Source organism: Thermomicrobium sp. (genome assembly GCF_053493975.1).
The window spans coordinates 80,067-105,542 of the sequence record NZ_JBRBZA010000008.1; the positions used below are offsets into that span (position 1 = coordinate 80,067).

The window sequence follows — 25,476 nt, forward strand, 5'->3', positions numbered from 1 at the left end:
GAGGCATCGTTCGGGTACCGATGAACGAGCAGGGTCGCATTCGCAATTTCAGCATCATCGCGCACGTCGACCACGGCAAGTCGACATTGGCGGATCGTTTGCTGCAGTTCACGCAAACGGTCAGCGATCGCGAAATGGTCGACCAAATTCTCGATTCGATGGATCTCGAGCGAGAAAAAGGGATCACCATCAAGGCACGAGCCGTTCGCATGCACTATCGTACGCGAGACGGCGAGACCTACATCCTGAACCTGATCGATACGCCTGGACACGTCGACTTTTCTGCCGAAGTCTCGCGCAGTCTTGCCGCGTGCGAGGGAGCCCTCCTCGTCGTGGATGCCTCACAAGGCATCGAAGCCCAAACACTGGCGCACGGCATGCTCGCCCTCGATTTGGGGCTCACCATCATCGGAGTCGTGAACAAGATCGATCTCCCCAATGCTCGACCCGAGCAGGTCGCGCAGGATCTGATGGATCAGTTCGGGCTGCTCCCTGAAGAAATCATCTTCGCCTCAGCCAAGGAAGGGACTGGCATCGAGGACATTTTGGAAGCGATCGTACAGCGTATCCCTCCGCCGCAGGGTGATCGGACTGCAGCACTGCGTGCACTCATTTTCGATTCGCACTACGACCCCTACAAGGGTGTGGTCGCCTACGTTCGGGTCGTCGATGGAACCCTTCGTCGAGGTGACCCCATCCTCATGATGGCCAGTGGCGTCGTGGGAGAAGCGTTGGAACTCGGGCAATTCAGGCCCCTCATGACACCGGTCGAGGAACTGGTTGCCGGCGAAGTGGGTTATGTGGCAACTGGACTCAAGGTCGTGCGCGACTGCCAGGTGGGTGACACGATCACGCACGCGCTGCGTCCAGCGAGCGAACCACTACCAGGCTATCGACCTGTCAAACCGATGGTCTTCGCGAGCTTTTATCCAGTAAACAGTGACGAATACGAGGCTTTGCGAGACGCTCTCGAGAAGTTGCATCTCAACGATGCGGCACTCGTTTTCGAGCCCGAATCCTCCGAGGCACTCGGCTTCGGGTTTCGCTGTGGGTTTCTCGGCCTCTTGCACATGGAGATCATTCAGGAACGACTGGAGCGGGAGTACAAGCTCGAACTCCTGGCCACTGCACCCAGTGTCCAATACGAGGTCCTGAAGCGCGATGGGCGTATCGTCGTCATCGATTCTCCCTCTGAGATGCCGCCAGCCGGTGAGATCGAAGAAATTCGTGAGCCGTGGGCGCGCCTCACGATTCTCACCCCAACGCGCTACATCGGTGGTCTGATGGATCTCGTGACGAGCCGACGTGGCGAACTCGTCGAAATGGAGTACTTTGGCGTAGACCGCGTTCGCCTGCTCGTCGACCTCCCGCTCGCGGAGCTCATCGTCGACTTCTACGATCAGCTCAAGTCACGATCGCAAGGATACGCGTCGATGGATTACCAATTCCTTGGTTATCGTGCGGGCGACTTGGTGAAGCTCGATATCCTCGTCCACGGGCGACGTGTCGATGCCTTGTCGCTCATCTGTCACCGCGACCAGGCTTATGCACGCGGTCGAGAACTCGTCGAAAAACTGCGGACGCTGATCCCGCGGCAACTCTTCGATGTGCCTATTCAGGCCGCGATCGGCAGCCGCGTGATCGCCCGCGAGACGATCCGAGCGATCCGCAAAAACGTTCTCGCCAAGTGCTACGGCGGCGACGTGACCCGCAAGCGGAAACTCTTGGAGAAGCAGAAAGAGGGGAAGGCCCGCATGAAGCGTATCGGGAGCGTCGACATCCCCCAGGAGGCCTTCCTTGCGGTCCTCAGTCTCGGCAACGCTTCGTCGGGCCAGACACAGCGGTCGTGACGCGATGGCACTACCAGCACGTCTGACCATAGTCGGGCTCGGACCAGGTGCATTGGATGCCTTGACACTCGCCGCACGAGCAGCGCTCGGCGAGGGACCGGTTCTTTTGCGCACCCGCCAACATCCCATCGTCAGCTTCTTCGCAGAGAGCCGATCGTGGGACAGTTGTGACGATCTCTACGAGAGAGCAACTTCCTTTTCGGAACTCTACGCGGAAATCGCCCGTCGCGTCCTCAGCCGGGCCCGCGCCGGTCCACTCGTCTATGCTGTTCCCGGACATCCCCTCGTCGGAGAGGCCACAGTTCGCCAACTGCTCAGCGACGCTCCGCTTCACGGCATCGAGATCGCCATCATTCCGGGCCTCAGTTTCATCGATGCCGTGCTACCGATCCTTCGTATCGACCCCTTGGCAGACCAATTGCAAATCGTCGACGCGCTCGAACTCGTGAGTTGCCTCGAGGGGGGTCCCTTCGCGGCTGGACGATTACCCCTTTCACCGCTCCGCCCTGCACTCATCGGTCAGGTGTATGATCGCCTTGTTGCGTCGCAAGCCAAGCTCGTCCTCTCTCGGATTTATCCCGAGGATGTCCAAGTCACTGTCGTACGGAACGCCGGAAACGCCGACGTCGCGGTCCAAGGGCTTCCTCTCTACGAACTCGATCGCTACCCCTACGATGCAGCAACTACTATCTTTCTGCCGGCCATCGATGTGCTCGACGCGCGGGTGACCGAAGCGCTGCAGCAGGTCGTGGCTCGTCTGCGCTCTCCGACGGGATGTCCGTGGGATCGCGAGCAGACCCATCACAGCCTGCGCCGCTACCTACTCGAAGAGACGTACGAGGCGCTCGACGCCATAGAAGAGGACGATGACGAGGCACTGCGCGAAGAGCTCGGTGACGTGCTTCTCCAAGTCATCATGCATGCGCAAATCGCCGAGGAGCGAGGAGCCTTCGTCTACGAGGATATTGTCAGTTCGGTGATCGAAAAACTGGTTCGACGTCACCCGCATGTTTTCGGGCAAGCTCGTGCAGAATCAGCGAACGCCGTCCTCGCCCGGTGGGAGGAGATCAAGGCCGCTGAACGCGGCGAACGGGCTCGGACGAAACCCCTTTACCCTCGCACTATGCCAGCACTCGTCCGCGCGCAGCAGCTCCTCGCGCGATTATCGCGTACCAGACCGATCTATTACGCTGACCTGCGTGAGCGAATCGTGCGTCAGCTTACAGAGGGGCAGGAGAAGAGAGTCCTCGCCTCCCTCGTTCACGCAGTGATCCAGGCCTCAGAAGCCGGAATCGATGCGGAGTCGGTGCTTCGTCGTTGGACTTTCGAACTGGAAGAGGAACTCCTCACCGAGAACGAGGCCCATCAGGCCTGAATGAAGCGTGAGGTGCACGATGAAGGGAGTGATCGATGGCAGAGAGGATCCTTTCCACCGAATCGCGCGCAGTTCGTCGCTACACGACCTGTGGTGAACTCCGCCGCCAGCACATCGGACGCACGGTCACACTCAAGGGCTGGGTTCATCGTCGGCGCGACCATGGTCGACTCATTTTCCTCGATTTACGAGACCGCTACGGGATAACCCAGGTCGTCGCGAATCCCGCGCACTCGAGTGCTGCTCATGAGGTGGCCGAACATGTGCGCGCTGAATACGTCCTGGCAGTTACCGGCCAAGTCGTCGCCCGTCCGGAGGGAACCGTCAACCCCGCTCTCTCCACCGGCGAAATCGAAGTACTCGCTGACCAGATCGAAATCATCAATCCGGCAAAAACGCCGCCGTTCCCCATCGCCGAGGAAACGGACGTCGACGAGTCGCTCCGGCTCGAGTACCGGTATCTCGACCTGCGGCGCGCCCGTCTCCAGCGCAATCTTCTGCTTCGGCACCAGGTAGTTCGCTTTATCCGGCAATACTTGGAAGAGCGGGATTTCGTCGAAGTCGAGACGCCGATGCTGATCAAGAGTACGCCAGAAGGAGCTCGGGACTACGTCGTTCCCAGCCGAATCTTTCCCGGCCACTTCTACGCACTACCGCAATCGCCACAACAGTTGAAACAGCTTTTGATGGTAGCCGGTTTCGACCGCTATTACCAGATCGCTCGCTGCATGCGCGACGAGGATCTGCGAGCCGACCGACAACCTGAGTTCACCCAAATCGATCTCGAAATGTCTTTCGTCGATGTCGAAGACGTCCTCGAATTGATCGAGGGGTTGTACACGGAGATGTTCGAGCGCTTCGCCAGCAAACCCCTGCAAGCGAAACCGTTTCCACGCCTGACCTATGAGGAGGCGATGCGACGGTACGGCAGCGACAAGCCTGATCTTCGCTTCGGTCTGGAAATCCGGGACGTTTCGTCGGTCTTTCACGACACCAGTTTCGGCGTCTTTCGAAGCGTTCTCGCTCAGGGGGGTGTCATCCGGGGTTTCGCTGTTCCTGGTTTCTCCGACGCAACTCGCTCACAACTCGATCAGCTTACCGAGATCGCTCGCTCCTTCGGAGCCAAGGGACTCGTTTGGCTCGCTCTCCAGCAGGACAGTGGCCATCTCACCGCACGTTCTCCCATCGCCAAGTTCTTGAGCGAAGACGAGATCGCAGCTCTCGCCCAGCGTTTGCAGGCAGGGCCGGGCGATCTCGTGCTCTTGGTTGCCGATGCTGAAGACACCGCTGCCACGATACTCGGACGTCTTCGTCTGCACGTCGGCCGGGAACGCAAGCTCATTGACGAAAGTGTCCATGCCTTCTGCTGGGTGATCGATCCACCGTTGTTCGAGTGGAACGAGGAGGAACAGCGATGGGAAGCGATGCATCATCCGTTTACCAGCCCGCGGGACGAGGATCTTCCGCTTCTCGACAGTGATCCGAGCAAGGTGCGGGCGAAAGCCTATGACCTCGTCGCAGACGGGTTCGAACTCGGTACCGGAAGCATCCGGATTCATCGGCGCGAAGTCCAGAACAAGATTTTTAACATCATGGGCTACGATGACAACGAGATCGAGCGACGCTTCGGGCATCTCCTGCGGGCGTTCGAGTACGGCGCGCCACCGCACGGAGGCATGGCACCTGGCCTGGACCGAACGATCATGATCTTAGCTGGGGAATCGTCCTTGCGTGAGGTCATCGCGTTTCCCAAGAACCAGCGAGCACAGGATCTCATGCTCGGAGCACCGTCACCGCTCGATGAGCGACAACTGCGCGAACTCCATCTCCGGGTCGTCTATCCGGAAGACGAGGCGACGAACGCGCTCGCTTGATCCTCGGGGGCGGGCACGGTCGAAGGGGCCGGTCATTGGACCGGCCCCTTCGACCGTGGTGAGCAGCGAGGAATATGCGTCGTCAGCTAGCAGCGAGCTTCTTCGCGATTTCCGCGATCTCCTCCGGCGCCAATCCTGGTGCGAACTCCTCCGGCACCTCAGGGAGATCAGGGACCGGTCCACCCGCTGGCGGTCCGTCCACCACTTCCAAGTCCCCATCGCCCGCTGGAGCGGGGCCACGCCAGATCTTGGCGATTTCACGGTAGTCCTCTGGGCTGAAGCGATAGAGCCGTCGATGAACGCCCATCGCCTCGTACTTGCGAGCTTCCGGAAACTTACTGTTCTCGATGTTCGGGATGGGCAACAGTTTGGTCACTTGCACGCCAGTGAGCGTCTCGAGCGCCTTGGCATATGCTGTCGCGTGCACCCCGCCTCGGACGAGCAAGTAGCCGATCATTTCGCGTGCGACTGGGTTGGTCGTCATTTCGTACACACGAATCTTGTGTAATCGTGCACCGCATTCGAGGAAGAAATTATGCAAGAGATCGAGGACGAGATTTCCGCTGGAGAACACATAATCACCGTGCCAGAATGCACCCATCGAGTTACCGACAAATGCAGTCTGCGCAGTTCCAATAAAGTGATGCGTATTCCGAAGATTGACCGCAGGAGAGAGTGGCGCAGATTCCGGATCGCCCGGCTTCGTCGTCCCGGTCAACATCAAATTCACCGTTGCCGCCACGAGCTCGATATGCCCCAGCTCTTCGGTAGCGATATTCGCGATGAGATCGTAGTAGGGTCGCAGCTTGTCGCATCCCCGGAAATTGAAGGACTGGTAGGCATAATTCATCGGCGTGGACATTTCGCCGAATCGCCCACCGAGAAGCTCCTGTACCGCTGCGGCTGCGTTCGCGTCAGCTTCCTTTGGTTGCGGCAACTCGATCTGCAAGCGATCGATGCGCAGGTACGTAGTTCTCCCTCCTCATCCCCCTTCAAGGCCGGTCAGAACGGTCTGAGTGACCTCTGTTCGTGCGGTCACCGGAGGGCCGCGCACCACGATCTGCCCCGGGGTCATGCTGGCCCCCTTCCAGTCGTGACTTCTCCACACAACGTGGACAGCGTCCACGCCAGATCACCTGTGCCTCATCGACTTCGGCACCGGGAAGATCGGGTTGGAGGCACGGCTTCGCTCCAACGACACAAGCAACGTCGAGTACGGCACCGCATTGTCGGCAAACGAAATGGTGATGCCAGCTCTGCGCTGGCTCCACGAGCATACGTCCTGGTCCAGTGTCGGCCACCATGACGAGACCATTTACGACGAGCGAACGAATGACGTTGTAAACCGTCGCTCGCGGTAAGCGAACACCCCGAGCGCGCAGTAAGTCCATGAGTTCATCGATCGATCGGTGACCGCTGGCTCGCTCGAGCACGTCGAGAATGATGAGCCGCGGCCTCGTTGCCCGTAACCCAGCGCGCCGCAACCGCTCGACCAAAAGGGACTGACGGTGGTCCGTCTCATGACCAATTCGCCTCGTCATCCGACGCACCTCATTAGACATCGTCCAAAGTAGCATAACGGATGAGACGCTGTCAAGAGTAATCGGACGATCGGTAGTGGCCCCTGTGGCGCCATGCGGGCAAAGGACGGCGCGCATGACCGCAGCGCGCTTTGCCGCCCGATCTTCCGCGTGACATTCCCGAATCCGAGTTTTCCGAGAGGCTTCGTGCACGGTCGGACATGGTGGTCAGAACCGAGAACAAATATGCTGGATTCGCTGTTACCGTCGACCGCGAACGCTCGCATCGAGAAGCCAGCCTTGACAAGGCGAGGCACCACTGACTATACTCAATGGTGCTGCCGAGGCGGCAGGGACGTGCCGAGGTGGCGGAATAGGCAGACGCGCTACCTTGAGGGGGTAGTGCCCGAAAGGGCGTGGGGGTTCAAATCCCTTCCTCGGCACCATTTCGCGGGCGATTAGCTCAGTTGGTAGAGCGCCACGTTTACACCGTGGAAGTCAGAGGTTCGAGTCCTCTATCGCCCACGAATGTCGCCTCGCACGATGAGCCGAGGTAGCTCAGTTGGTAGAGCACGTGACTGAAAATCACGGTGTCGGCGGTTCGATCCCGCCCCTCGGCACTGTTTCGGTGACCGGCTCAGATGAGCCGGCTTTTTCTATCTCACCAGAAGAGGGGCCTCAACCTCTCGATCGTATCGGCCCCTCTTCCTTCGCGCCCCTTCTCGATCGTGAGGGAAATGATCACGCGACGGGAGCGCGCGCTGCTGACACGTAGAGGTCGATCGCTCGCAGATAATTCGCTGCGACCTTTTCTGCAGCAGCCTCGCGCGTCAGCGTGCCATTCAGGTACCCTTGGACACCGTCCCACCAGAGCGTGCGACCGATCGCGAAACCCACGTATCCGGGAACCCCCGCTGCCATGCGCAACCAATGGTCGACGCGCGCGGCATCAGCCCCGCGACCGAGCACCACGCAGCTCACCGCATCGCGGCCACCACTTCGAACCTTCGCACCCATTCGTTCACAGTCTTCTCGGCGATCGAGTCCTTCGATCTTCCAAATGTCAGGAACGATATCCGCCGCATAAAACTCGTCGATCGCCTGCAGCGTGAGTTCTGGTCGCACTTCGCGATCGTATCGTTCACTGTCACCACCGACGGCTTCCAGCTGTTCTTTCGTCGCTGGAACCAGTAACTCGAGCAAGAAGCGGCGTTCGCGTTCACGCAGCCAATCGTGGAGTCGCTTGAGCCGCTCCAGCTGAATGTGTTTCGTTTCTGACGAGTCATTGGGGTTATAGCGGACTAGAACTTTACTGAAGGTCGGATCGAACGCGAGGATGTGCTCACCGAATTGGTCGCCATATTCGAAATCGAACACCTTCTGACCGCTCTTTTCGACCGGCATCGCGAGAATGTAGCCGCGTTCTCGTGCGGTTCGCGCGACGTCGGCCCCGTACTGCTCGTCGACGAGAATCCCAGCTGCATCACGTGGAGCCCCACGTTCAACCGCTCTCACGAAACCCTCGAAGATGACGCGCTTCGCTTCACTGATCTTGGCTGCCCGCTCGTTCTCTGGCACACCGGCTTTCGCCGCGAGCTCCTCGAAGGAACTCCGGTGATCGAAGGCCAGGATGTACAGTGGCCGATCGTACCCGACGCGCATGGCCTCACCTCCCATCCTGCTCGAACCTCCATCCAACACTAACGCACCAACTCGCTCCATGCAAGCCTTGACACGATCGTGGCGTGTCGGCTAGAATGGGTTATGGGCGTTGGGGAGTCGTCTAACGGTAGGACGGCTGACTCTGGATCAGCTAGTTGGGGTTCGAATCCCTACTCCCCAGCCGATTCGCCACCGTCTGTCCGACGGTGGCGTTTCCATCAGTACATTGTGAGTCGAGGATTCAGCCTGACGAGACGAGATCACGAGCGAGTCGAACTTCCCGACCCGGTACCCGCGTCAGCACAATCGTGGGTGCCTCGTGTGGAGCGTGCTCTCCTCGTCTGCGTCGAGTGGCGACGCGACGGTTGGGAGGCGGATGCCTCCCTCGAAGAACTCGCTCAACTCGCGCGGACTGCCGGCGTGGAAGTCGTGGGAACCGTCACCCAGCGGCTGCCCCATCCACATCCGCAGCATTACGTCGGCCCTGGAAAGTTGCGCGAGCTTCAGACATTGCGCGATCGACTCGGCTACACCCTGTTACTCGCCGACGATGAACTCTCCCCCGCTCAATTGCGGCACCTCGAGGATGCCTTGCAGGTCAAGGTGCTGGATCGCACGGCTCTCATTCTCGACATCTTCGCGAGGCATGCACGAACACGGGAAGGACGCCTTCAGGTCGAGTTAGCCCAACTGGAATATCGCTTGCCGCGTCTGACTCGTATGTGGACGCACCTCTCCCGTCAAGCAGTCGGTGGGGTCGGTCTTCGGGGACCAGGTGAGACGCAGCTCGAAATCGATCGCCGCCGAGCCCGGGAACGAATCGCCTGGATACGACGCCAACTCGAAGAGGTGCGAGAGCATCGCGCGCGGTATCGCCAGCGTCGGCGGCAGAACCACCTTCCAGTCATCGCCCTCGTGGGTTATACCAACGCCGGCAAGTCCACACTGCTCAATGCGCTGACCGGTGCAGACGTGCTCGCAGCGGATAAACTGTTCGCGACACTCGATCCGACTACACGCCGCCTGAGGCTGTCGGATGGTCAGGTCGCCTTGCTCACTGATACAGTCGGCTTCATTCACAAACTGCCCACAACATTGGTAGCAGCCTTCCGGGCTACTCTGGAGGAGATTTTAGAAGCTCACCTTCTTCTCCATGTCGTGGATATCACTCACCCGAAGGCAGCTGAGCAGGCTGCTGCCGTTCGTCAGGTTCTCCGGGAACTCGGAGCGGATCGCTATCCCACCATCACCGTGCTGAACAAGATCGATCGATTGGAGCCTACGATCGACCCGGATCGCCTGGCTCGAGAACTCGACGTTCCTACCAGCGCTGTCTTCGTTTCAGCAACAACTGGCTACGGGCTGGAAACATTGCGTGCACGGATCGCACGTACATTACGTGACGTCGCCGCGCCGCGTGCTGTGCAGCTCCTGATACCGTATCGTGAGCAGCGCCTCATCGCGACACTCGAGGAGCATGGCATCATCAACGAGCGTCGCTATCTGGCAGAGGGTATTCTCGTTCGAGCCCGCATACCGAACGCACTCCTCCCCCGTTTGGAACCGTTTCTGTCGCCGTCTGTCGACGACGCATGAGAGTAAGTGGGACGAAGTTCCCGCGTGACAGCTCGCGAATATGCCCGATAATGAAACGGGTTCGGGAATGAGTGAACGGCGAGGAGTAGACTCGTGACGACCAGTGAACTCGTTCAGCGGCTTCAACGCGAATTTGGGTTGGACGCAGCGCTCATAGCCACCACCGACGGGTTAGTGGTGGAGGCAGCACAAGGCACGAGCGAGATCGACTGTGAAGCGGTCGCCGCGCAGGCAGTCAGTGGTCTACTCATGCTGGAAGCTCTCGGGCAGGAACTGGCCAGTACGCCGCGCCAAGCCATCGTGGAGTTCGATCGACATCTCGTACTCGTCGCCCCCCTAGACTCCGACACCGCGCTCGTCCTCCTAGCCTCCGGTGCGACCAATCTGGGTCGTCTTCGCTTGGCTGTTCGGCGTTTCACCCCCCTGCTCCAGCAGGTGATCAGCGAGCAGGGCAGCTGACGAGAGGCACGGCATGGAGTCACGAACGTACGCGGACAGCGGTGTTGACCTGGCACGAGCTGATTCGATCAAGCGCCGAATTGCACAGTACGTCCGAGAGACCTTCAGCCCTGGTGTGCTCCGACCGCTCGGACTCTTCGGTGGCATCATCGCGGCCCCCGGAACGAACGGCACCCTCGCGCTCGTCGCGACTATCGACAGTGTCGGGACCAAGGTCATCATCGCGTCGGTCCTCAATCGCCACGAGGGGATCGGCATCGACCTCGTCCATCACAGCGCGAACGATCTTTTGGCGTGTGGTGCCGAACCACTCTTTTTCCTGGATTACTTCGCTACGGCCCAGTTGGATGAGACGGTACTCGAGGCTCTGGTCCGGGGGATGACACGGGCGTGTGCTGCGCTCGGTTGCTCGCTCATCGGCGGAGAAACAGCGCAGCTTCCTGGCATCTACACTCCCGGAGCCTACGATCTCGCTGGTTGCATGGTCGGCGTCGTGCCCGTCGAAGGAATCATCGACGGCCGTGCCATCGAGCCAGGTGACCTCGTCCTCGGGCTTCCCAGCGACGGGCTCCATACGAACGGCTACTCACTGGTACGAGCAGTGCTCGGGTTGACCGGGGACCCACAACATGATCGGCCGCTTCTGGCAGATGTACCACCGTGGTCCGATCGTTCGCTCGGTGACCTGTTACTGCAACCACATCGCTGTTACGTTCCCCTCTTGCGCACCTGGCTCCGCGACTCGCGGCTCCACGGTCTGGCCCATATTACTGGCGGAGGTCTAACAGGGAATTTGGCACGGATCGTCCCTGACGGCTGCCGGATCGAGATCGATGCCAGCAGCTGGCCAGTTCCACCGTTATTTCAGGAAATACGCCGGCGAGGAAGTATCTCTCCAACTGAAATGTTCCGCGTGTTCAACATGGGAATCGGCTTCGCTGTCATCGGGACACCCTCGTTCATCGACGAATTGCGGAACGCCTTGGGCGAGGGTTGGATCATCGGTCATGTCGTGCGAGCCGAGCGATCGCGCGTCATCGTTCATGGTGGGATGTTAGGTACACAGATGCTGACCGACAGCGAGTCGGTCTGAGCATGCCAACCAGGTCGCTGCACCATTGGCGTGCGAGATCGGTAAACCAGCGTGATAGCGACCAGCGATGGCACTGATCGACGTCGCAGCACGCGAGATCCACGCCAAGATCGTCTATTACGGCCCGGGACTCTCGGGCAAGACAACCAATCTTCAGGTCGTACATGCCTCGTTACCGGAGCACGTGAAGAGTCAGCTCGTTTCCATCGACACGGAAGCTGAGCGAACGCTGTTCTTTGACTTTCTTCCGCTCGACGTCGGTACCGTGCACGGTTATCGACTCCGTCTCCAACTCTATACTGTCCCAGGGCAAAACTTGTATAGACAGACGCGTCTCGCGGTCTTGAGCGGAGCCGACGGCGTCGTCTTCGTTGCTGATGCGCAGCGCGAGCGCCTCGCTGACAATTTGCAAAGTCTGCGCGAACTGGCACAGAACCTGATTCGGCAAGGAAAGCGCTTTACCGACTTTCCGCTGGTCTTGCAATACAACAAAATGGACCTCGCGAATGCGCTCCCTCTTCCTGTTCTGGACAGCTATCTCAATCCGATGCGCGCCCCGCGCTTCCCCGCTATCGCCGTCCGATCGATCGGGGTCATCGAAACCCTCCGCGCGATCGTCAAAATCGTGATCGATCGCCTGTGAGACCGGCTTAGGGCATACTTGCGCCCGAAGGAGTCGCTTCGCGATGCGGGACACGGACCTTTCCATCGAGCGGGCACGCGCAGCAGCATCGATCGAAACCCCCGACCCAGATCATGCAGAACACGTTGCGTTCCTAGCCCTTCGGCTCTTTGACCAGCTCCGCGAGCCTCTCGCTCTACCGCCCGAAGGACGCGATCTCCTTGCGGCTGCGGCATTGTGGCATGACTGTGGACAGTTCCGCTCGCTCACCGACCACCATCGGCATTCGTTCGATCGCATCATGGCTCTGCCGCTCCGCGGTTTTGATCGTGCGCAACAGCTCATGATCGCAACCATCGCACGGTACCATCGTGCAGCTGAACCATCACTCGCTCACCCACAGTTCAAACGTCTCCCACCGCGAGAGCGGCATCTCGTGGAGCAACTCGCCGCGCTTCTCCGCATTGCCGAGGGACTCGACGCCAGTCACCAGCGTTGCGTGAGAGACCTAACCGTCGATCTCACCGATGATTCGGTAACCATTTCGGTCCAGTCCGAAATCTACCCGACCCTGGAGATCGAAAAGGCGCAGGCACGAAGCGGCTTGTTCCGAAAGGTCTTCGGTAAACAGGTCATCGTTCGCTGGGCTCGACTGCCCTGAGACGTGGAGGAACCATGCGCGCCTTGCTTTCCGTCGCGGACAAAACAGGTGTCGCGGTATTCGCCCAACGCTTGCTCGACCTCGGTTGGGAAGTGTTCGCCACCGGCGGTACCGCTCGTGTGCTTCGAGAACACGGGATGCCCGTGCGCGAGATCTCGGAGCTGACTGGTTTTCCCGAGCTGCTCCAAGGACGAGTGAAAACGCTTCACCCCGCCGTGCACGCTGGCATACTGGCTCGGCACGATCGCCCTACTGACCTGGAACAATTAGCAGAGCACGCTATCGTCCCGATCCAGCTGGTCGCTGTCAACTTGTACCCCTTCGATCGACACGTCACACCGGAGACACCCGAGGATGTCGCTCTCGAACTGATCGACGTCGGCGGGCCAGCACTGTTGCGAGCTGCCGCCAAGAACTTTCCCTGGGTCCTCCCGATCTGTGATCCGCGTGATTACGAACCGATTGCCGACAAGCTCGCCCAGTTTGGCATCACCGGAATCGATCACGAGACTCGACGGGCGCTCGCCGCCAAAGCCTTCGCCCATTTGGCGACGTACGATGCCCAGATTGCGAGCTATCTGCGCACGGAAGAGTTTCCTGAACTTCTCCCGCTCCCACTCAGGAAGCTGCACACGCTCCGCTATGGCGAAAATCCTCACCAACGCGCCGCTATCTACCAGATTCTCGACACCACTCCCCAAGTGAGTCGATGGCAGGTCGTTGGTGAGGCTGCGCTTTCCTACAACAACGTGCTCGATGCTGTAGCCGCTTGGCAACTCGTTCAGCGTTTTACCCAACCAGCCGCTGTCATTGTGAAGCACGCCGCACCCTGTGGTGTCGCCGTTGCAGCGACTCCGCATGAAGCCTTCCTGCGCGCTTTTGAGGCTGATCCGGTCTCTTCCTTCGGGGGCATCGTTGCCCTGAATCGCACACTGGACGCCGAGGCTGCTCTTGCCGTTACCCAACATTTCTTCGATCTCCTGATCGTCCCAGACAAGCAACCGGGAGTGGAGACACTCCTTGCACGACGCAAGTCGTTGCGCTTGATCATCGCTCCCCCCTGGACCGATCCTGGCCTCGTTTTCCGCAGCGTGGGGGATGCTGTTCTCATCCAGTCAGCAGATCGACCGCTCCGCCTGCCCGAGACCTGGCAAGTCGTGACGAGTCGCCAGCCAACCGAAACCGAATGGCACGACCTTGCCTTCGCTTGGACTGTGGTGCCGTTCGTCCTCTCCAACGGAGTCGTCATCGCGCGACACGCACAAACGGTGGGGATCGGCGGTGGCCAACCCAATCGTGTCGATGCGGTCCGGCTCGCTTTGTGGCGAGCCGGCGACCGAGCTCGGCACGCCGTTCTCGCGAGCGATGCATTTTTCCCGTTTCCGGACAGTGTCGAACTCGCTGCCGCTGCAGGAATCACTGCGATCGTTCAGCCTGGAGGCTCCAAGCGTGATCGCGAAGTCGTCGAGGCCGCGGAGCGGGCTGGGATCGCCATGGTGTTCACTGGGGAACGTCACTTTCGGCACTAATGCGGAAGGGAGTCGATCAGTGGCTCGACGGCCTCCAACACTTGACGGAGGCGATCGTAGTCGCGCTTGAGCAGCCGTGCGAGCTCTTGCGCTGCGCCTTCGAGCCATCTCTCGTCGTTACTACGGGCACGGAATACGTAACTCAAATGGGCCGCCAAGAGTTGCTCAGCCGGAACCTCTCCATGCACCGCAAGCATGAGGGAAAAGTAACGACACGAATCAGTCAATCGCCAGACCTCTTCAGGGGGGACCAGCTCGACGCTGTAATGCAACGGTGGAGGGCACGGCGGCAAGAGAAAGAACAGGCGGCCGCTCCGTTCGTGAGCGACCGCGACCGCAACGAACAGCGAACGGAGAACGAACCGAAGTTCTGGGTTTGCCTCGTACAGAGCCCGATCCTGGATTTCTCCTGAACCGCGTCGAACGACGCGTCGGCCAGGGTCGACAGCCGTCGTTTCGGCATAAGCCACGATGCCGTAGATCGCCTCGACATCCGTTCCTGCGACACGCACGAACGAGCCCAATTCGGGAAGACGGTCCAACTCATCGCACTCGACTACGAACTGCACGGTCGAAGTCTCGACAACTTCGCCGATTCGTCGTTCATGCATATCGCACCCGCTTGCTCCGTTCCTTCGCCGAACGCTGCTCCAGGAAACCATTGCGGGCGAAGAACTGCTCGATCAAGGCGGAAAGCTGCAGGCGCTCTTCACGATGCACGACTGCCTGCTCGTGTGCCTCTTGGAGTGCCAAAGGGTATCCTCGTGCCCGAGTGCCCTGATCCCACACGACTGCATGGACGAAATCGAGGAGATCTCGATCCACAGCGACCCAATACGGGAGTTCGACGCGAGCGACTTCCGTTCCGGTATGAAGATAAAAGAACACGATGCGGTCGTCCGCAGGCAGCTGATCCAGAATGGACGATTGGCTCCGAAAGCATGTAGATCGCTCCCCCGGCTCCAGGCGAACGTCATCGAGCGTCGCGAAGAGCCAGCGGTCAGTGACGTCGGGGACGATGGCGCAGGCCTGCTCGCGTTCCCCTCTTGCGACACGACGGAGACAATCATCGCAGTTCACGATCTGGCCGAGTCGGGGATAGTCGCAAGCTGCTACCCGCAGGACGTTGACGATGTCACGCGAACCAGGATAACTGATGACCCCGGCCACTGGTGTTCTTCGGCGGCGGAACTCCTCCAGAGTCCGCGCGTACCCCTCGATTCCCCACTGCACCAGGCTAGAGGTCTGCCCCTCCAATACCCAAGGGATCAGCGTTCCATCCTGGAGAGCGAGAACCGGCGCGTGAACATGCTGAGTCAGACGCAACGCCGCTTCGAGTTCGGCGATCATCCGACGCATCGCGAGCACGTTACCGGTTATCGGTATTCGGCGACTCCCATCGGGGATCGAGAGTTCTTCCTCTCTCCACAAGACGATCGGGTCCGAACCGAGTTGAGCCGCTGGCTCCTCACCGTATTCCAGGACACAGAAGCCGACATTGATGACCACGTACTGCACTGGACCGTGACGATCGCTCACCACGAGCGATGCATCAGTGGCCACGCAGCTGTATCCCGCACGCGCCCGCGAGGGAACAGCGACCCGTTCGAAATAGCGTCCCAACGGCAAGCCCAGAAGCCAGGAGGTGCGCGCGCTTGCCACGCAGCGCGTGATCTCCGCGTCGTCGAACACCCGCAAGAGCTCGAGAAGCGCAGGTCGTCCACTGCGCTCCTTTTCGATCACTGTCTCGACCGCTGCCCGAAGCTCACCAGCGACCTTGAGGATGTCGAGCGTCATCCTGACGGACCACTCGTCACGCGCCTGATCCAGCTATGCGGTTCAGCGAGTTCCTCGTACGTCGGCAACCACTCTGGACCTCGCCACAAAACAGCGAAGGCCTCGTGCCCCATTCGATCGGCGATCGCTCGGCAGAACGCCTCGCCGCGCCGATATTGCTCGAGTTTCATGTCCAATCCGCTCAAGCGCAGGAGCAAACGCTCCGCTGGTGTGCGAGCACGCTCACGCTCCTCGAAACGACGCTCGATCAGCGGATACGATTCGACAATTTCACGCCCGACTTCACGCATTACATAATTACTGTACCCTTCGATGACAGCCATGACCGCCTGCAACTGCCGGAAAAGGCGTCGCTGCTCGGTAGACATGAGCAGCTCCATCCACGTCATATCGGCCGTCCAGTCCCCTCGCCGAGCGGTGCGCAGAATCTCGATGACTCGATGCAAGAGCTTCCCGTCATGTCGCAGCGCTTCGACCCACTCGCGCAAGAGCCAATTGACATGATCGCGCAACCAAGGACTGGTTTCGAACTCAAAGGCATGCGTGACCTCGTGCAGGACCAGCCAACGATAAAAGTCGTGCTCGGGAAGTCGCCAGTTCCTGATCAACCAGCGTATGTTCGGCTCGACGAAGTACAGTTTTCCAGCCGCGGTCGGCTCCCCACCGAGTACAGCGATGTCATACTGGCCCAAAACCCGCCGCGAGAGGAAGCCGAGTGCCATCCCTACTTCCGCTGTCGCAGCGGACCGACCAGCGTGCGCCCAGAGGACGGCCGCAGCCCGAGTGAGTGGACGTTCCGGTACGTGGATGACTGACTCCAAGGGACGCAGGACCTCTGCGAAGCCTTCCAGATTCGCATCGATCCAATCGATCCGATCGAAGGCGTAGACGCGATGTATTCCGCTGGGAATCGGGGAGCCAACAAAGTCAGCGATGGCCGGCGCGAGCTCCGTGACGAGTCTGCGATAACGATCGGTTGCCTCCTCTCGCTCCAGTGCACTCAAGCGCACTCCACCGGAGAGGCGTAACGCGATCTCCCTCGCTCGCTCCCAGTCGACGAGGCGAGGAGGTTCGAGGACCATCATGCGGTCACGCGTCAGTTGTCCGATCCATCGCCCGACCGAGAGTCCCACCACAAGCCCCAGAGTCTGTGCTGAACGCTGGTTCATGATCGGACTCCTCGCGCTACGGTTCCGGCGTCGGCGTCGCCGCCGGAACAGGGGTCGTGGCCTCGGTGGGTTGCGGACTTCCTTCTTCCGGGGTTTCCGTCGGGCTCGGCGACGGTTGCGGACCGACCAGGGTCACGTTTTGGGACGGCTGATAGGTGCTGCGCAAGGTGACCTCGTCGATCAGGCGATCGCCCTCATAGACACGCCGTCGTATCGCCACGCTGAATCCATCACGTGCACGCTCGACGACGACTTGCTCCCCAGGAGCCAGCGACGGGTCTTCCCGAGTCACTGGAGTAGGATCCGCCTTCACGACATTCGTCACGACAGGGTCATCCACCACCACACGCCAATTCGGTTTCGTGCCCCAAATTTCGACATGCACCCAAGAACCATCTGCCCAGGCCACGACCGCGATCCAGTCGCTCGTCGTGTTCCGGAATTTGAAATCGAGGCCATAATCGGTATCGACCGTCGCATCCAACCCGATCAAACCACTCGGCGGCTGACCGTAGAGCGGAATCCAATACAGATGCCAGTTTCGCTCGACGATGGGAAAACCGCCCCAGAAGGCAGCGTGAAAGACCGTGGTCGAGACTTGGCACACCCCACCCCCGACGGAGGGAACCGTCTGGACGCGCCCATTGGTTGCGACGATGCCGTAACCGACCTTGTATCCGTTCTCGAGGTTGATCGCCCCCACCGTTCCGGTGAACGAGAACACTTCACCTGGCGGTACGAGCGCCCCATTGACCCGCTGCACTGCCAGCTCTACATTGTGTCGACGATTCGGTGCCGAATCGCCGTAATAGGTTGCCCCTGCCGAGATTCGTTCACGGATTCGGATTTGACTCGCCATCGCCGAAGTGACACGAGGCTCGACAGTCGCAACGACGAGATCGACGTCCGATCGACCCGACCGGACCGCTCGCTCGAACGCGATCAGCGATCCCTCGATATCGAGCCGTTGACCGGTTCGCTCGGGGGTAACGACCACCACTTTTCCATCTCGATAGCGGAGCTCCGCGTCGCGAGCGTCCTGCTGGATTTGTGGTGCGATTGCCTCCAAAAGGGAGTATACCGTCGACCTGTCGATACTGACGTCCAGACCGACAACGATCTCCCCCTGGCGACGCTGTTCGAACGTCAGCAGCGCAGCGAGTTCCCCACCGCGAACGGTTCGCATGCCATTCGGCCATCGCAATGTCAAACCACGATCAACGAGCGCTTGCGCTCGCGCACGCGCCTCATCTGCCATCGCCTCCGTGACGAGTGGAGATGCAGGACGTGCCTGAACGGGTATCGTACGCTCCCCACGCTCGACTCGAGCCAGAAACTCGTCGACCGTGGCCACCACATCGAGTACCGCTCCAGGCCGAGCGGGAACGACCTCAAAGGCTGATCCGTTCCAGCGTACGTGAGAATCTTGAGCCGGTGCGACGACCAATCCCGCAATCTGGCTCAAGTACTCCTGGAGCTTAGCACGGTCGAAAGACGCCTGAAGCGCCCCATCATGGCTCGTCAGAGTCAACAATCGAGCCAGATCAGGAGGAGAAATCATCCAGCGTGACTCGCCATCGAGGGTGAGCACGATCGGGCTACCGACCAAGGCTTGCACGCGGGGCTTCAATGGCTCGAGATCGCGCTCCGTATAAGTCGGAGGCAGGGCAACTGGAGCGAGTTCGATTCTTCCGACTCTTCCCGAAGCGAGTGCCTCTTCGACAGCCTGTCGGGCGACTCCGAGATCGATGCCTATGCCCTCGCGAGCCGGAGCGACGTGCAACGATCCGTCAGCGTCGACAGTGAAAAACGCGTCCTGCGGCGGGCGCGCCGCCTGTTGAGCCAGGATGCGAACCGCCGCCTCGAGACGATCCACTCGATAGGTGACCGGGACCGGGATCACCTGGAGACCAAGTCGCGCTGCGATCCAACTAGCCGAATCACGCCACAAATTGCCACTACGCCCCACGCGATGAGCTTGGTCCACCGCTACTTGCGGATGCCATTTCGGCTCCAACTCACCAATGGGAAGGACTAACTCAGTTCCCTGGAAAGACAGCACGATCTCTTGATTCGTCAGTGTCGCCAACGCGTTCGTCACCCGCTGGGCAGCTTCGTCGACGGTGAGACCACCGACATCCACGCCGGCAACCCGTATGCCTGGATAGATCCGATCGCCCTGGAGCGAGCCATAAGCGAGAACAACGGCCACACTCACGAGCAAGATTCCCGTGACGATGGTGCTCGCTCCAGCGACGACACGCCGAAGCCGCTCACCTACCATACGGGTTGTGACCACTTCGCGGACGACTTCGGCGATACTCACGAGTCCCCCTGCCGAGAGTGTCCGGACACCGAACCAGCATGAGTGTACCAGAGATGACCTTTGCCTCCCACGCTCCCCATTGCGCGACGGCCCACCGCATGATAGCGTCGGCGAGAAAGAAACGAGAGCCAACGAGAGGAGCGAGTGGTATGGAACGCGAAGTCATTCACACCGATGGAGCTCCCCGACCGATCGGGCCCTATGTTCAGGCCGTACGTGTCGGTCAGTTCGTCTTCACTGCCGGCCAGATTCCTCTGGACCCAGCAAGTGGCCGCATGGTCGAGGGAGGCATCGAAGAGCAGACGGAGCGTGTTTTGGAGAACCTCAAGGCCATCTTGGAAGCTGCTGGGAGTTCCCTCTCACGTGTCGTTCGGACAACATGCTTTTTGGTGAACTTGGAAGACTTCGCTGCCTTCAACCGGATTTATGCCAAGTATTTCGGCGAAAATCCACCGCCGCGGACAACGGTGCAAGCTGCGCGCCTGCCGGCCGGTGCGTTGGTGGAAATCGACTGCATCGCTGTCGTGGACTAAGAAGCGGCTTGCGGCACCGTCTCCGCCTTTGTTATACTGTCGGTGTGAAACGGGTGAGTAGCTCAGCCGGTTAGAGCGCGCGGTTCACATCCGCGAGGTCAGGGGTTCGAGTCCCTTCTCACCCACTGGCGGAGTACGGGAGTCACGACGGTGGCGCGGCGCACAGCCGCTGCCACTGTTGTGTTGCGTATACGGCAGGACCGCTCGCGTATCACGAGACCGCCACGAATCGGCTCGGCAGATGAGCCTCCGGGGTCATGATTCACCGGCCGTATCCACTGGACGCAGCAGAGTGAAACAGAGAGGTGCCCAAGATGGTGCGTGAGCGCCCGATCGTGTTGACGCCCGAAGGGAAGGCAGCGCTCGAACAAGAACTCGAGCACCTGCGCCAACACAAGTTACCCGTGTTGCTCGAGCGACTGCAGCAACTCAGCAATGAGGGCGACATTTCTGACAACAGCGAGTACGAAGACACGAAAGAAGAACTCGTCCTCACAGAGGCACGCATCCGCGAGATCGAGCATATTCTGCGTCGAGCGCAGACGATCACTCAGGCTGGCCCCCAGGACGAAGTGCGCTTGGGTTCGCGCGTGACCGTCATCGACGAAGAAGGAAGCATCGAAACCTGGGTCATCGTCAGCCCCGAAGAGGCGAATGCTGCGCAGGGACGCATTTCCATCGAGTCCCCGGTGGGAGCAGCGCTCCTCGGCAAGCGCGTCGGCACCACTGTAACGGTGCGTGCTCCGGGAGGAGAGATGCGCTTCACTATTCAACGCATCGAGTGATCGTGCCGAAATCCCCTTGCGACTTCGATTGCTTCTGGGCAACGCTGTCTGCCGAGACGATAACCGGAAAGAGGGGATATGCCGCTCAACGATCAGCAGCGTGCACGGCTCGAAAAGCTCCGCGAACTCCGTCGACAGGGCATCGACCCATATCCGGCTCGTTCGCATCGCAACTTGACTGCAGCACAGGCACACGCTCTCTTCGCCGAGCGAGAGCCGCACCTCGGTGGCCAGCCTGATCCCGAACCGGTCACACTCGCTGGCCGCGTCGTCTCCATTCGCGACATGGGACGGACCGTCTTCAGTCATATCCGCGACGGGTCAGGAGCGATTCAACTTTTCTTGCGCCGCGAGTTCGTCGGCGATGACCAACTGGCATGGTTCAAGCGCTACATCGATCTGAACGATTTCGTCGAAGCCGAAGGCCATCTCTTCCGCACACGGACTGGTGAAGTTTCTCTCGAGGTGCACGCGCTCCGACTGTTGAGCAAGGCGCTCAATCCTCCACCAGATAAATGGCACGGGCTGACCGACGTCGAAACGCGTTACCGCCAACGCTATGTCGACCTCATGACCAACCCGGACACGCGTCAAATCTTCGTGACACGGGCTCGCGTCATTCGAGCGATCCGTCAGTACCTGGACGAACGCGGCTTTCTCGAAGTCGAGACACCCACCCTCCAACCGATCTATGGCGGTGCCGCAGCTCGTCCCTTCACCACCTACTACCATGCTCTCGATCAGACCTTCTATTTGCGTATTTCCGACGAACTTTATCTCAAGCGGCTTCTCGTCGGTGGCTACGAGCGCGTCTACGAGATCTGTAAGGACTTTCGAAACGAAGGGATCGATGCTCGGCATAACCCTGAATTCACCATGCTCGAGTTTTACGCAGCGTATACCGATTACCTCGATATCATGCAGATGTGCGAGGAATTGATCGTTTTCGCAGCACGCGAGGCCCTCGGCACCTTGACTTTCCAGTGGGGAGACACGGTTATCGACTTGACACCACCGTGGGCCCGCATGAGCTTGCGCGAGGCACTGCTCCGTTTCACCGGAATCGATTTTCTGGAAGTCACGGACCAGCCGACACTCTATGCGCGCGCCCGCGCTCTCGGAGCCGACGTGGAGCCCACTACAGTCTGGCCTCGCATTCTCGACGAACTCCTCAAGACCTTCGTTCGGCCGCGCCTCGTCCAACCGACTTTCATCTACGATTACCCCGTGGCTCTGTCACCGCTCGCCAAACGCAAGTCGGAGGATCCCCGCCTCGTCGAGCGTTTCCAACTCTTCGTTGGCGGGTTGGAACTCGCGAACGCATACACCGAGTTGAACGATCCACTCGATCAGTTGTACCGTTTCCTCGAGCAAGCACGCGACCGCGCGAAAGGAGACGAGGAAGCGATGCCGATCGACGAGGACTTCATCAACGCTTTGATGTACGGAATGCCACCGACTGGAGGATTCGGGCTCGGCATCGACCGGCTGGTTATGCTCTTCACGAATCGGCCGACGATCCGCGAAGTCATCCTGTTCCCACAGCTTCGCACCAAACCGCAACCCCTGGGACTAGTCGAAGACTTACAGCCGTACCTCGAACTGGTGCCCGGGTTTCAACCATCGGTCTCGACCGGCAACGTGTCACCCGAAGGCGATCCCGGCTGAGCAGCAGTATCGAGGTCGCTCCAACGCCGATACAGGTAGCGGAATACATCCCGCAAGACAGCCGCGAGCGGGACCATGATGACCATTCCCGGCAGTCCCCAGAGTGCTCCACCGGTGACGACCAGAACCATCACAACTGCTGGGTTCATTTCAACCACATAGCCGTGCACTCGCGGAACCAGGAGATTGTTCTCCAGTTGCTGAATAACGATAAAGGCAAGTCCTACCCAAAGAAGCTTACCGGGATCAGTGGCCAGCGCGACGAGCGCGATCACCACGAACGTAAGGATCGGACCCAGAATTGGCACGAGTTCCAAGACGCCAGCGATCAGCCCGAGGACGATCGGCTGTGTCATGCCGATTGCCCACATAGTGACCCCGACGGCAACACCGATGACGAGCCCCAAGAATAGCTGGCCGCGGATATATGCCGCCAACGTTCGGTCGACGATCCTCACGAGAGCACGGACATCCTGCCGCCAATCTGCTGGCCAGAGCCCATAAAACCACTGGAGGGCTCGTTCGCTGTCTTTCAGTACGTAGTACATCCAGAACGGAACGAGGACGAGTGCCGAGAAGAAGCCGATCGCCGCGGTCACTGCCCCGAAGGTTAGGCGCATAGCACGCTGCACCGCCTGCAGCACCATCGACCACAGGTTTCCGAGGGCTGACTCGATTTGCGTGCGTATCGTCGCCGGAACATTGGCCTCGTATTGCGCCAGGAGGTCATCGACTTGCTCATTGATCGTCTGCCAATAGCCGGGAGTGGCCTGGACGAACTCGGTTGTTTGCCGAATCAGGGGAGGCACGAAAAGCAGCCCGATACCGACGAGCACAGCGGCGGCCGTGAGATAGGTCGCGAGGATGGCGACCGTGCGAGCGAGCCCTGGCATGCGCCGGTGGAACGGCAGCAGTCGCTCGTAGAGCATGACCAGCGGGGCGAGAATGTACACAAAAATCGCACCGATGAAGAACGGAACGAGTGCTCCTCGCACCGTCCACAGGATCCAGAAGACAGTACCGAGAGCGAGCAGTACCAGCCCGCGGCGCAGCCAACGCTTGGCCGCCGACTGCGACACCCGCACGGTACTGGCCTGTACTGGAGGCGACTTCCCCACGACCACGGGTTAATCGACCTGGCTACGCCGCCGCACCAATTCCGCCGATGCCAAGACGAGGACTGAAAAAGTGATCAGCATCGAGGATACTGCAGCGATCGTCGGATCGATCTCCATGCGCAGTCCCTCGAACATGCGCATCGGCAACGTGCGGCCCCGGGCTCCTGCGATGAAGAGAGCAACGATGAGTTCGTCGAACGAAGCGATGAAGGCGAAAACTGCCCCGGCGAAGATGCCCGGGCTGATCAGCGGCAAGGTCACGTGCCGAAACGTTTGCCATCCATTCGCCCCGAGGCTCCGAGCCGCCTGCTCCAAGCGGATATCGAAACCCCGTAAGGTCGCGGACACGTTCACGATAACGTAGGGAATCGCCAGCACCGTATGCGCCAGGACGAGTCCCCAAAACGTCTGAACTAAACGAAATTGCACATACAGACCATAAATCGCGATCGCGACGATGATAGCCGGTACCACGAGTGGCGAGACTATGATCAGGTTGACGATCTCCTTACCCGGAAACGACGCACGAACGAGTGCTAGCGAGGCCGCTACCCCGAGGACGGTCGAAAGCACCATGACCATGAAAGCGACCCGAATGCTTTGAATGGTCGCCGATGTCCAGTCGGCGCGTGCGAAGAAGTTCTCGTACCACTGAAGGGAGAGCCCCGGGGGTGGAAAGGAGAGATACTTGGCCGCGCTGAACGACATCGGGATGACGATGAGCACCGGGGCGACGAGATACAAGAGCACCAGTGCACTGAATACCCCAAGGGCGAGACGCGCCCACGGTATCGTGCGCCCGCCTCGCCTCGGCCGTACTGCCACCTCGAGCCGTTCGAGTGGAGTCGCTGCTTCGGCCATTAGACGCCACCCCCGAACATCTTATCGAGTCCGAGTAACCGATTATAGATGGCAAAGATGATCAACGTCACCACGAGGAGGACCGTCGCGAGAGCAGCTGCGAATGCGAAGTTCAGCTGAGTCCGAATTTGCGTCTCGATGAGCTGGGCGATCATCATGTCATTCCGACCGCCCATCAAAGCTGGAGTAATGAAGAAACCAAGCGCCAGTATGAAGACGAGCAGACTTCCAGCTGCGACCCCGGGCAGACTCAAGGGAAAGAACACACGCAGGAACGACTGGAGCGGCGAGGCTCCCAGATTCGCTGCTGCTCGCAGGAGATTGCGATCGATTCCCCGCATGACGGCATAGGTCGGCAACACCATGAACGGCAAGAGCACGTGCGTCATGCCGACGAGCACGCCGATGCGGTTGTACATCATACGGAGCGGTTCGTCGATCAACCCGAGTTCCAAGAGCCACCGATTGAAGACACCCTGGCGTTGCAGCAGGACCATCCACGCGTAGGTGCGCACCAGGATACTCGTCCAAAACGGTATCAGCACCAGGATCATGAGCAGCCTGGCTGTTCTGGCACGGAGTGTCGCCAGAAAATATGCCAGAGGGTAACCCAATGCCAGGCAGAGGAGCGTCACCTGTAGTGCGATCGTGAAAGTCGTTCGCAAGACTCGAAGATAAAGATCGACCTCGATGATCCGTCGATAATGTTCGAGCGTCAGTTGGCCCCCGTCGAACACGCTCGTGACGAGAAGTCGGAGGATCGGATACACGAAGAGCACGAGAAGCAGGATCAAAGCTGGGAGCAAGAGCGCCAGATAGCCAAGTTGGCGGCGTAGTTCCAACCGACGACTCAGCGCACTTCCCTGATACGCTGCGCGGACTAGCGCATCACTCGTCGTCATCGTCGACGCTCCCCGAACCACTCGACTGGAACTTTCTCGACATTACTGTACACATCGATGCGATGACACGCTACTG

The 25,476-nt window shown here is 59.8% G+C and carries 22 protein-coding genes and 5 tRNA genes; 17 read left to right on the top strand and 10 right to left on the bottom strand.

The features are described 5' to 3' along the window. The first annotated feature begins 20 nt into the window (after positions 1–20). From lepA to aspS, 3 genes are read left to right on the top strand one after another with little or no spacing between them, the layout of a single operon-like run. Positions 21–1,850: a translation elongation factor 4 gene (gene lepA, locus ACWIVK_RS01675; RefSeq protein WP_448574795.1), complete on the top strand. Its 1,830-nt coding sequence runs from the start codon at positions 21–23 to the stop codon at positions 1,848–1,850. Between the two features lie 4 nt (positions 1,851–1,854). Next, positions 1,855–3,225 (top strand): MazG family protein, encoded by a 1,371-nt coding sequence (locus ACWIVK_RS01680; RefSeq protein ID WP_448574796.1) that lies wholly within the window; start codon positions 1,855–1,857, stop codon positions 3,223–3,225. 35 nt (positions 3,226–3,260) lie between these two features. After that, on the top strand, positions 3,261–5,099 hold the full coding sequence (aspS, locus tag ACWIVK_RS01685) for an aspartate--tRNA ligase (protein WP_448574797.1): 1,839 nt from the start codon (positions 3,261–3,263) through the stop codon (positions 5,097–5,099). An 82-nt stretch (positions 5,100–5,181) separates the two neighbouring features. Here aspS and ACWIVK_RS01690 read toward each other — a convergent pair whose 3' ends face one another. Both ACWIVK_RS01690 and ACWIVK_RS01695 read right to left on the bottom strand, forming a co-directional pair. Continuing rightward, positions 5,182–6,063: a manganese catalase family protein gene (locus ACWIVK_RS01690; protein WP_448574834.1), complete on the bottom strand. Its 882-nt coding sequence runs from the start codon at positions 6,061–6,063 to the stop codon at positions 5,182–5,184. Positions 6,064–6,091: 28 nt separating this feature from the next. After that, entirely contained in the window at positions 6,092–6,640 is a 549-nt protein-coding gene (locus ACWIVK_RS01695) for a Fur family transcriptional regulator (protein WP_448574798.1), read from the bottom strand. A 338-nt stretch (positions 6,641–6,978) separates the two neighbouring features. Between ACWIVK_RS01695 and ACWIVK_RS01700 the strand changes: the two genes are divergently transcribed. From ACWIVK_RS01700 to ACWIVK_RS01710, 3 genes are all read left to right on the top strand, one after another. After that, a tRNA-Leu gene (locus ACWIVK_RS01700) sits at positions 6,979–7,065 on the top strand. A 6-nt stretch (positions 7,066–7,071) separates the two neighbouring features. Continuing rightward, positions 7,072–7,144, top strand: a tRNA-Val gene (locus ACWIVK_RS01705). A 22-nt stretch (positions 7,145–7,166) separates the two neighbouring features. Then, positions 7,167–7,239: transfer RNA gene (locus tag ACWIVK_RS01710), tRNA-Phe, on the top strand. Between the two features lie 121 nt (positions 7,240–7,360). Here the strand turns inward: ACWIVK_RS01710 and ACWIVK_RS01715 are convergent. Next, positions 7,361–8,281: a 2-deoxy-5-keto-D-gluconate 6-phosphate aldolase domain-containing protein gene (locus tag ACWIVK_RS01715; protein WP_448574799.1), complete on the bottom strand. Its 921-nt coding sequence runs from the start codon at positions 8,279–8,281 to the stop codon at positions 7,361–7,363. A 110-nt stretch (positions 8,282–8,391) separates the two neighbouring features. On the opposite strand from ACWIVK_RS01715, the gene ACWIVK_RS01720 reads away from it, so the two are divergent. The 7 genes from ACWIVK_RS01720 to purH all read left to right on the top strand — a co-directional run bounded on the left by ACWIVK_RS01720 (position 8,392) and on the right by purH (position 14,241). Further along, a tRNA-Gln gene (locus ACWIVK_RS01720) sits at positions 8,392–8,462 on the top strand. A gap of 140 nt (positions 8,463–8,602) precedes the next feature. Next, positions 8,603–9,877 carry a GTPase HflX gene (hflX, locus tag ACWIVK_RS01725; protein WP_448574800.1) on the top strand — a complete coding sequence of 425 codons (1,275 nt, stop codon included), beginning with the start codon at positions 8,603–8,605 and terminating at the stop codon, positions 9,875–9,877. Positions 9,878–9,970: 93 nt separating this feature from the next. After that, positions 9,971–10,336, top strand: coding sequence for a roadblock/LC7 domain-containing protein (locus ACWIVK_RS01730; RefSeq protein WP_448574801.1), 366 nt, complete (start codon positions 9,971–9,973; stop codon positions 10,334–10,336). Positions 10,337–10,349: 13 nt separating this feature from the next. Further along, entirely contained in the window at positions 10,350–11,429 is a 1,080-nt protein-coding gene (purM, locus tag ACWIVK_RS01735) for a phosphoribosylformylglycinamidine cyclo-ligase (protein WP_448574802.1), read from the top strand. A 67-nt stretch (positions 11,430–11,496) separates the two neighbouring features. Further along, entirely contained in the window at positions 11,497–12,072 is a 576-nt protein-coding gene (locus ACWIVK_RS01740) for a GTP-binding protein (protein WP_448574803.1), read from the top strand. Between the two features lie 43 nt (positions 12,073–12,115). Further along, the gene (locus ACWIVK_RS01745; protein WP_448574804.1) at positions 12,116–12,712 is read left to right on the top strand and encodes an HD domain-containing protein; all 597 of its coding nucleotides are present in this window, start codon (positions 12,116–12,118) and stop codon (positions 12,710–12,712) included. A 14-nt stretch (positions 12,713–12,726) separates the two neighbouring features. Continuing rightward, entirely contained in the window at positions 12,727–14,241 is a 1,515-nt protein-coding gene (purH, locus tag ACWIVK_RS01750) for a bifunctional phosphoribosylaminoimidazolecarboxamide formyltransferase/IMP cyclohydrolase (RefSeq protein WP_448574805.1), read from the top strand. Here the strand turns inward: purH and ACWIVK_RS01755 are convergent. Genes ACWIVK_RS01755 through ACWIVK_RS01770 form a run of 4 tightly spaced genes read right to left on the bottom strand, consistent with a single transcriptional unit; the run spans position 14,238 to position 19,533 of the window. Continuing rightward, positions 14,238–14,810 carry a hypothetical protein gene (locus tag ACWIVK_RS01755; protein WP_448574806.1) on the bottom strand — a complete coding sequence of 191 codons (573 nt, stop codon included), beginning with the start codon at positions 14,808–14,810 and terminating at the stop codon, positions 14,238–14,240. The two genes, purH and ACWIVK_RS01755, sit on opposite strands and share 4 nt — an antisense overlap. 34 nt (positions 14,811–14,844) lie before the next feature. Then, positions 14,845–16,038: a DNA double-strand break repair nuclease NurA gene (locus tag ACWIVK_RS01760; RefSeq protein WP_448574807.1), complete on the bottom strand. Its 1,194-nt coding sequence runs from the start codon at positions 16,036–16,038 to the stop codon at positions 14,845–14,847. Next, complete coding sequence (locus ACWIVK_RS01765; protein ID WP_448574808.1) at positions 16,035–17,207, bottom strand: zinc-dependent metalloprotease; 1,173 nt, start codon at positions 17,205–17,207, stop codon at positions 16,035–16,037. The genes ACWIVK_RS01760 and ACWIVK_RS01765 overlap by 4 nt, the downstream gene beginning before the upstream one ends. 16 nt (positions 17,208–17,223) lie before the next feature. Continuing rightward, a complete protein-coding gene (locus tag ACWIVK_RS01770) occupies positions 17,224–19,533 on the bottom strand; it encodes a VanW family protein (protein WP_448574809.1) in 2,310 nt (769 codons plus the stop codon). A gap of 149 nt (positions 19,534–19,682) precedes the next feature. On the opposite strand from ACWIVK_RS01770, the gene ACWIVK_RS01775 reads away from it, so the two are divergent. The 4 genes from ACWIVK_RS01775 (at position 19,683) to lysS (ending at position 22,519) form a co-directional block, all read left to right on the top strand. Next, on the top strand, positions 19,683–20,066 hold the full coding sequence (locus ACWIVK_RS01775; protein WP_448574810.1) for a RidA family protein: 384 nt from the start codon (positions 19,683–19,685) through the stop codon (positions 20,064–20,066). Positions 20,067–20,117: 51 nt separating this feature from the next. After that, positions 20,118–20,191: transfer RNA gene (locus tag ACWIVK_RS01780), tRNA-Val, on the top strand. A gap of 192 nt (positions 20,192–20,383) precedes the next feature. Next, positions 20,384–20,851, top strand: a complete 468-nt coding sequence (gene greA, locus ACWIVK_RS01785) for a transcription elongation factor GreA (RefSeq protein WP_448574835.1) — start codon at positions 20,384–20,386, stop codon at positions 20,849–20,851. Between the two features lie 78 nt (positions 20,852–20,929). Further along, positions 20,930–22,519, top strand: a complete 1,590-nt coding sequence (lysS, locus tag ACWIVK_RS01790; RefSeq protein WP_448574811.1) for a lysine--tRNA ligase — start codon at positions 20,930–20,932, stop codon at positions 22,517–22,519. Here the strand turns inward: lysS and ACWIVK_RS01795 are convergent. From ACWIVK_RS01795 to ACWIVK_RS01805, 3 genes are read right to left on the bottom strand one after another with little or no spacing between them, the layout of a single operon-like run. Beyond that, positions 22,468–23,604, bottom strand: coding sequence for an AI-2E family transporter (locus ACWIVK_RS01795; RefSeq protein ID WP_448574812.1), 1,137 nt, complete (start codon positions 23,602–23,604; stop codon positions 22,468–22,470). The two genes, lysS and ACWIVK_RS01795, sit on opposite strands and share 52 nt — an antisense overlap. A 42-nt stretch (positions 23,605–23,646) precedes the next feature. Then, positions 23,647–24,498: an ABC transporter permease gene (locus tag ACWIVK_RS01800; RefSeq protein WP_448574813.1), complete on the bottom strand. Its 852-nt coding sequence runs from the start codon at positions 24,496–24,498 to the stop codon at positions 23,647–23,649. Beyond that, positions 24,498–25,400, bottom strand: a complete 903-nt coding sequence (locus ACWIVK_RS01805) for an ABC transporter permease (RefSeq protein ID WP_448574814.1) — start codon at positions 25,398–25,400, stop codon at positions 24,498–24,500. Before ACWIVK_RS01805 ends, ACWIVK_RS01800 begins: the two co-directional genes overlap by 1 nt. Positions 25,401–25,476: the final 76 nt, after the last annotated feature.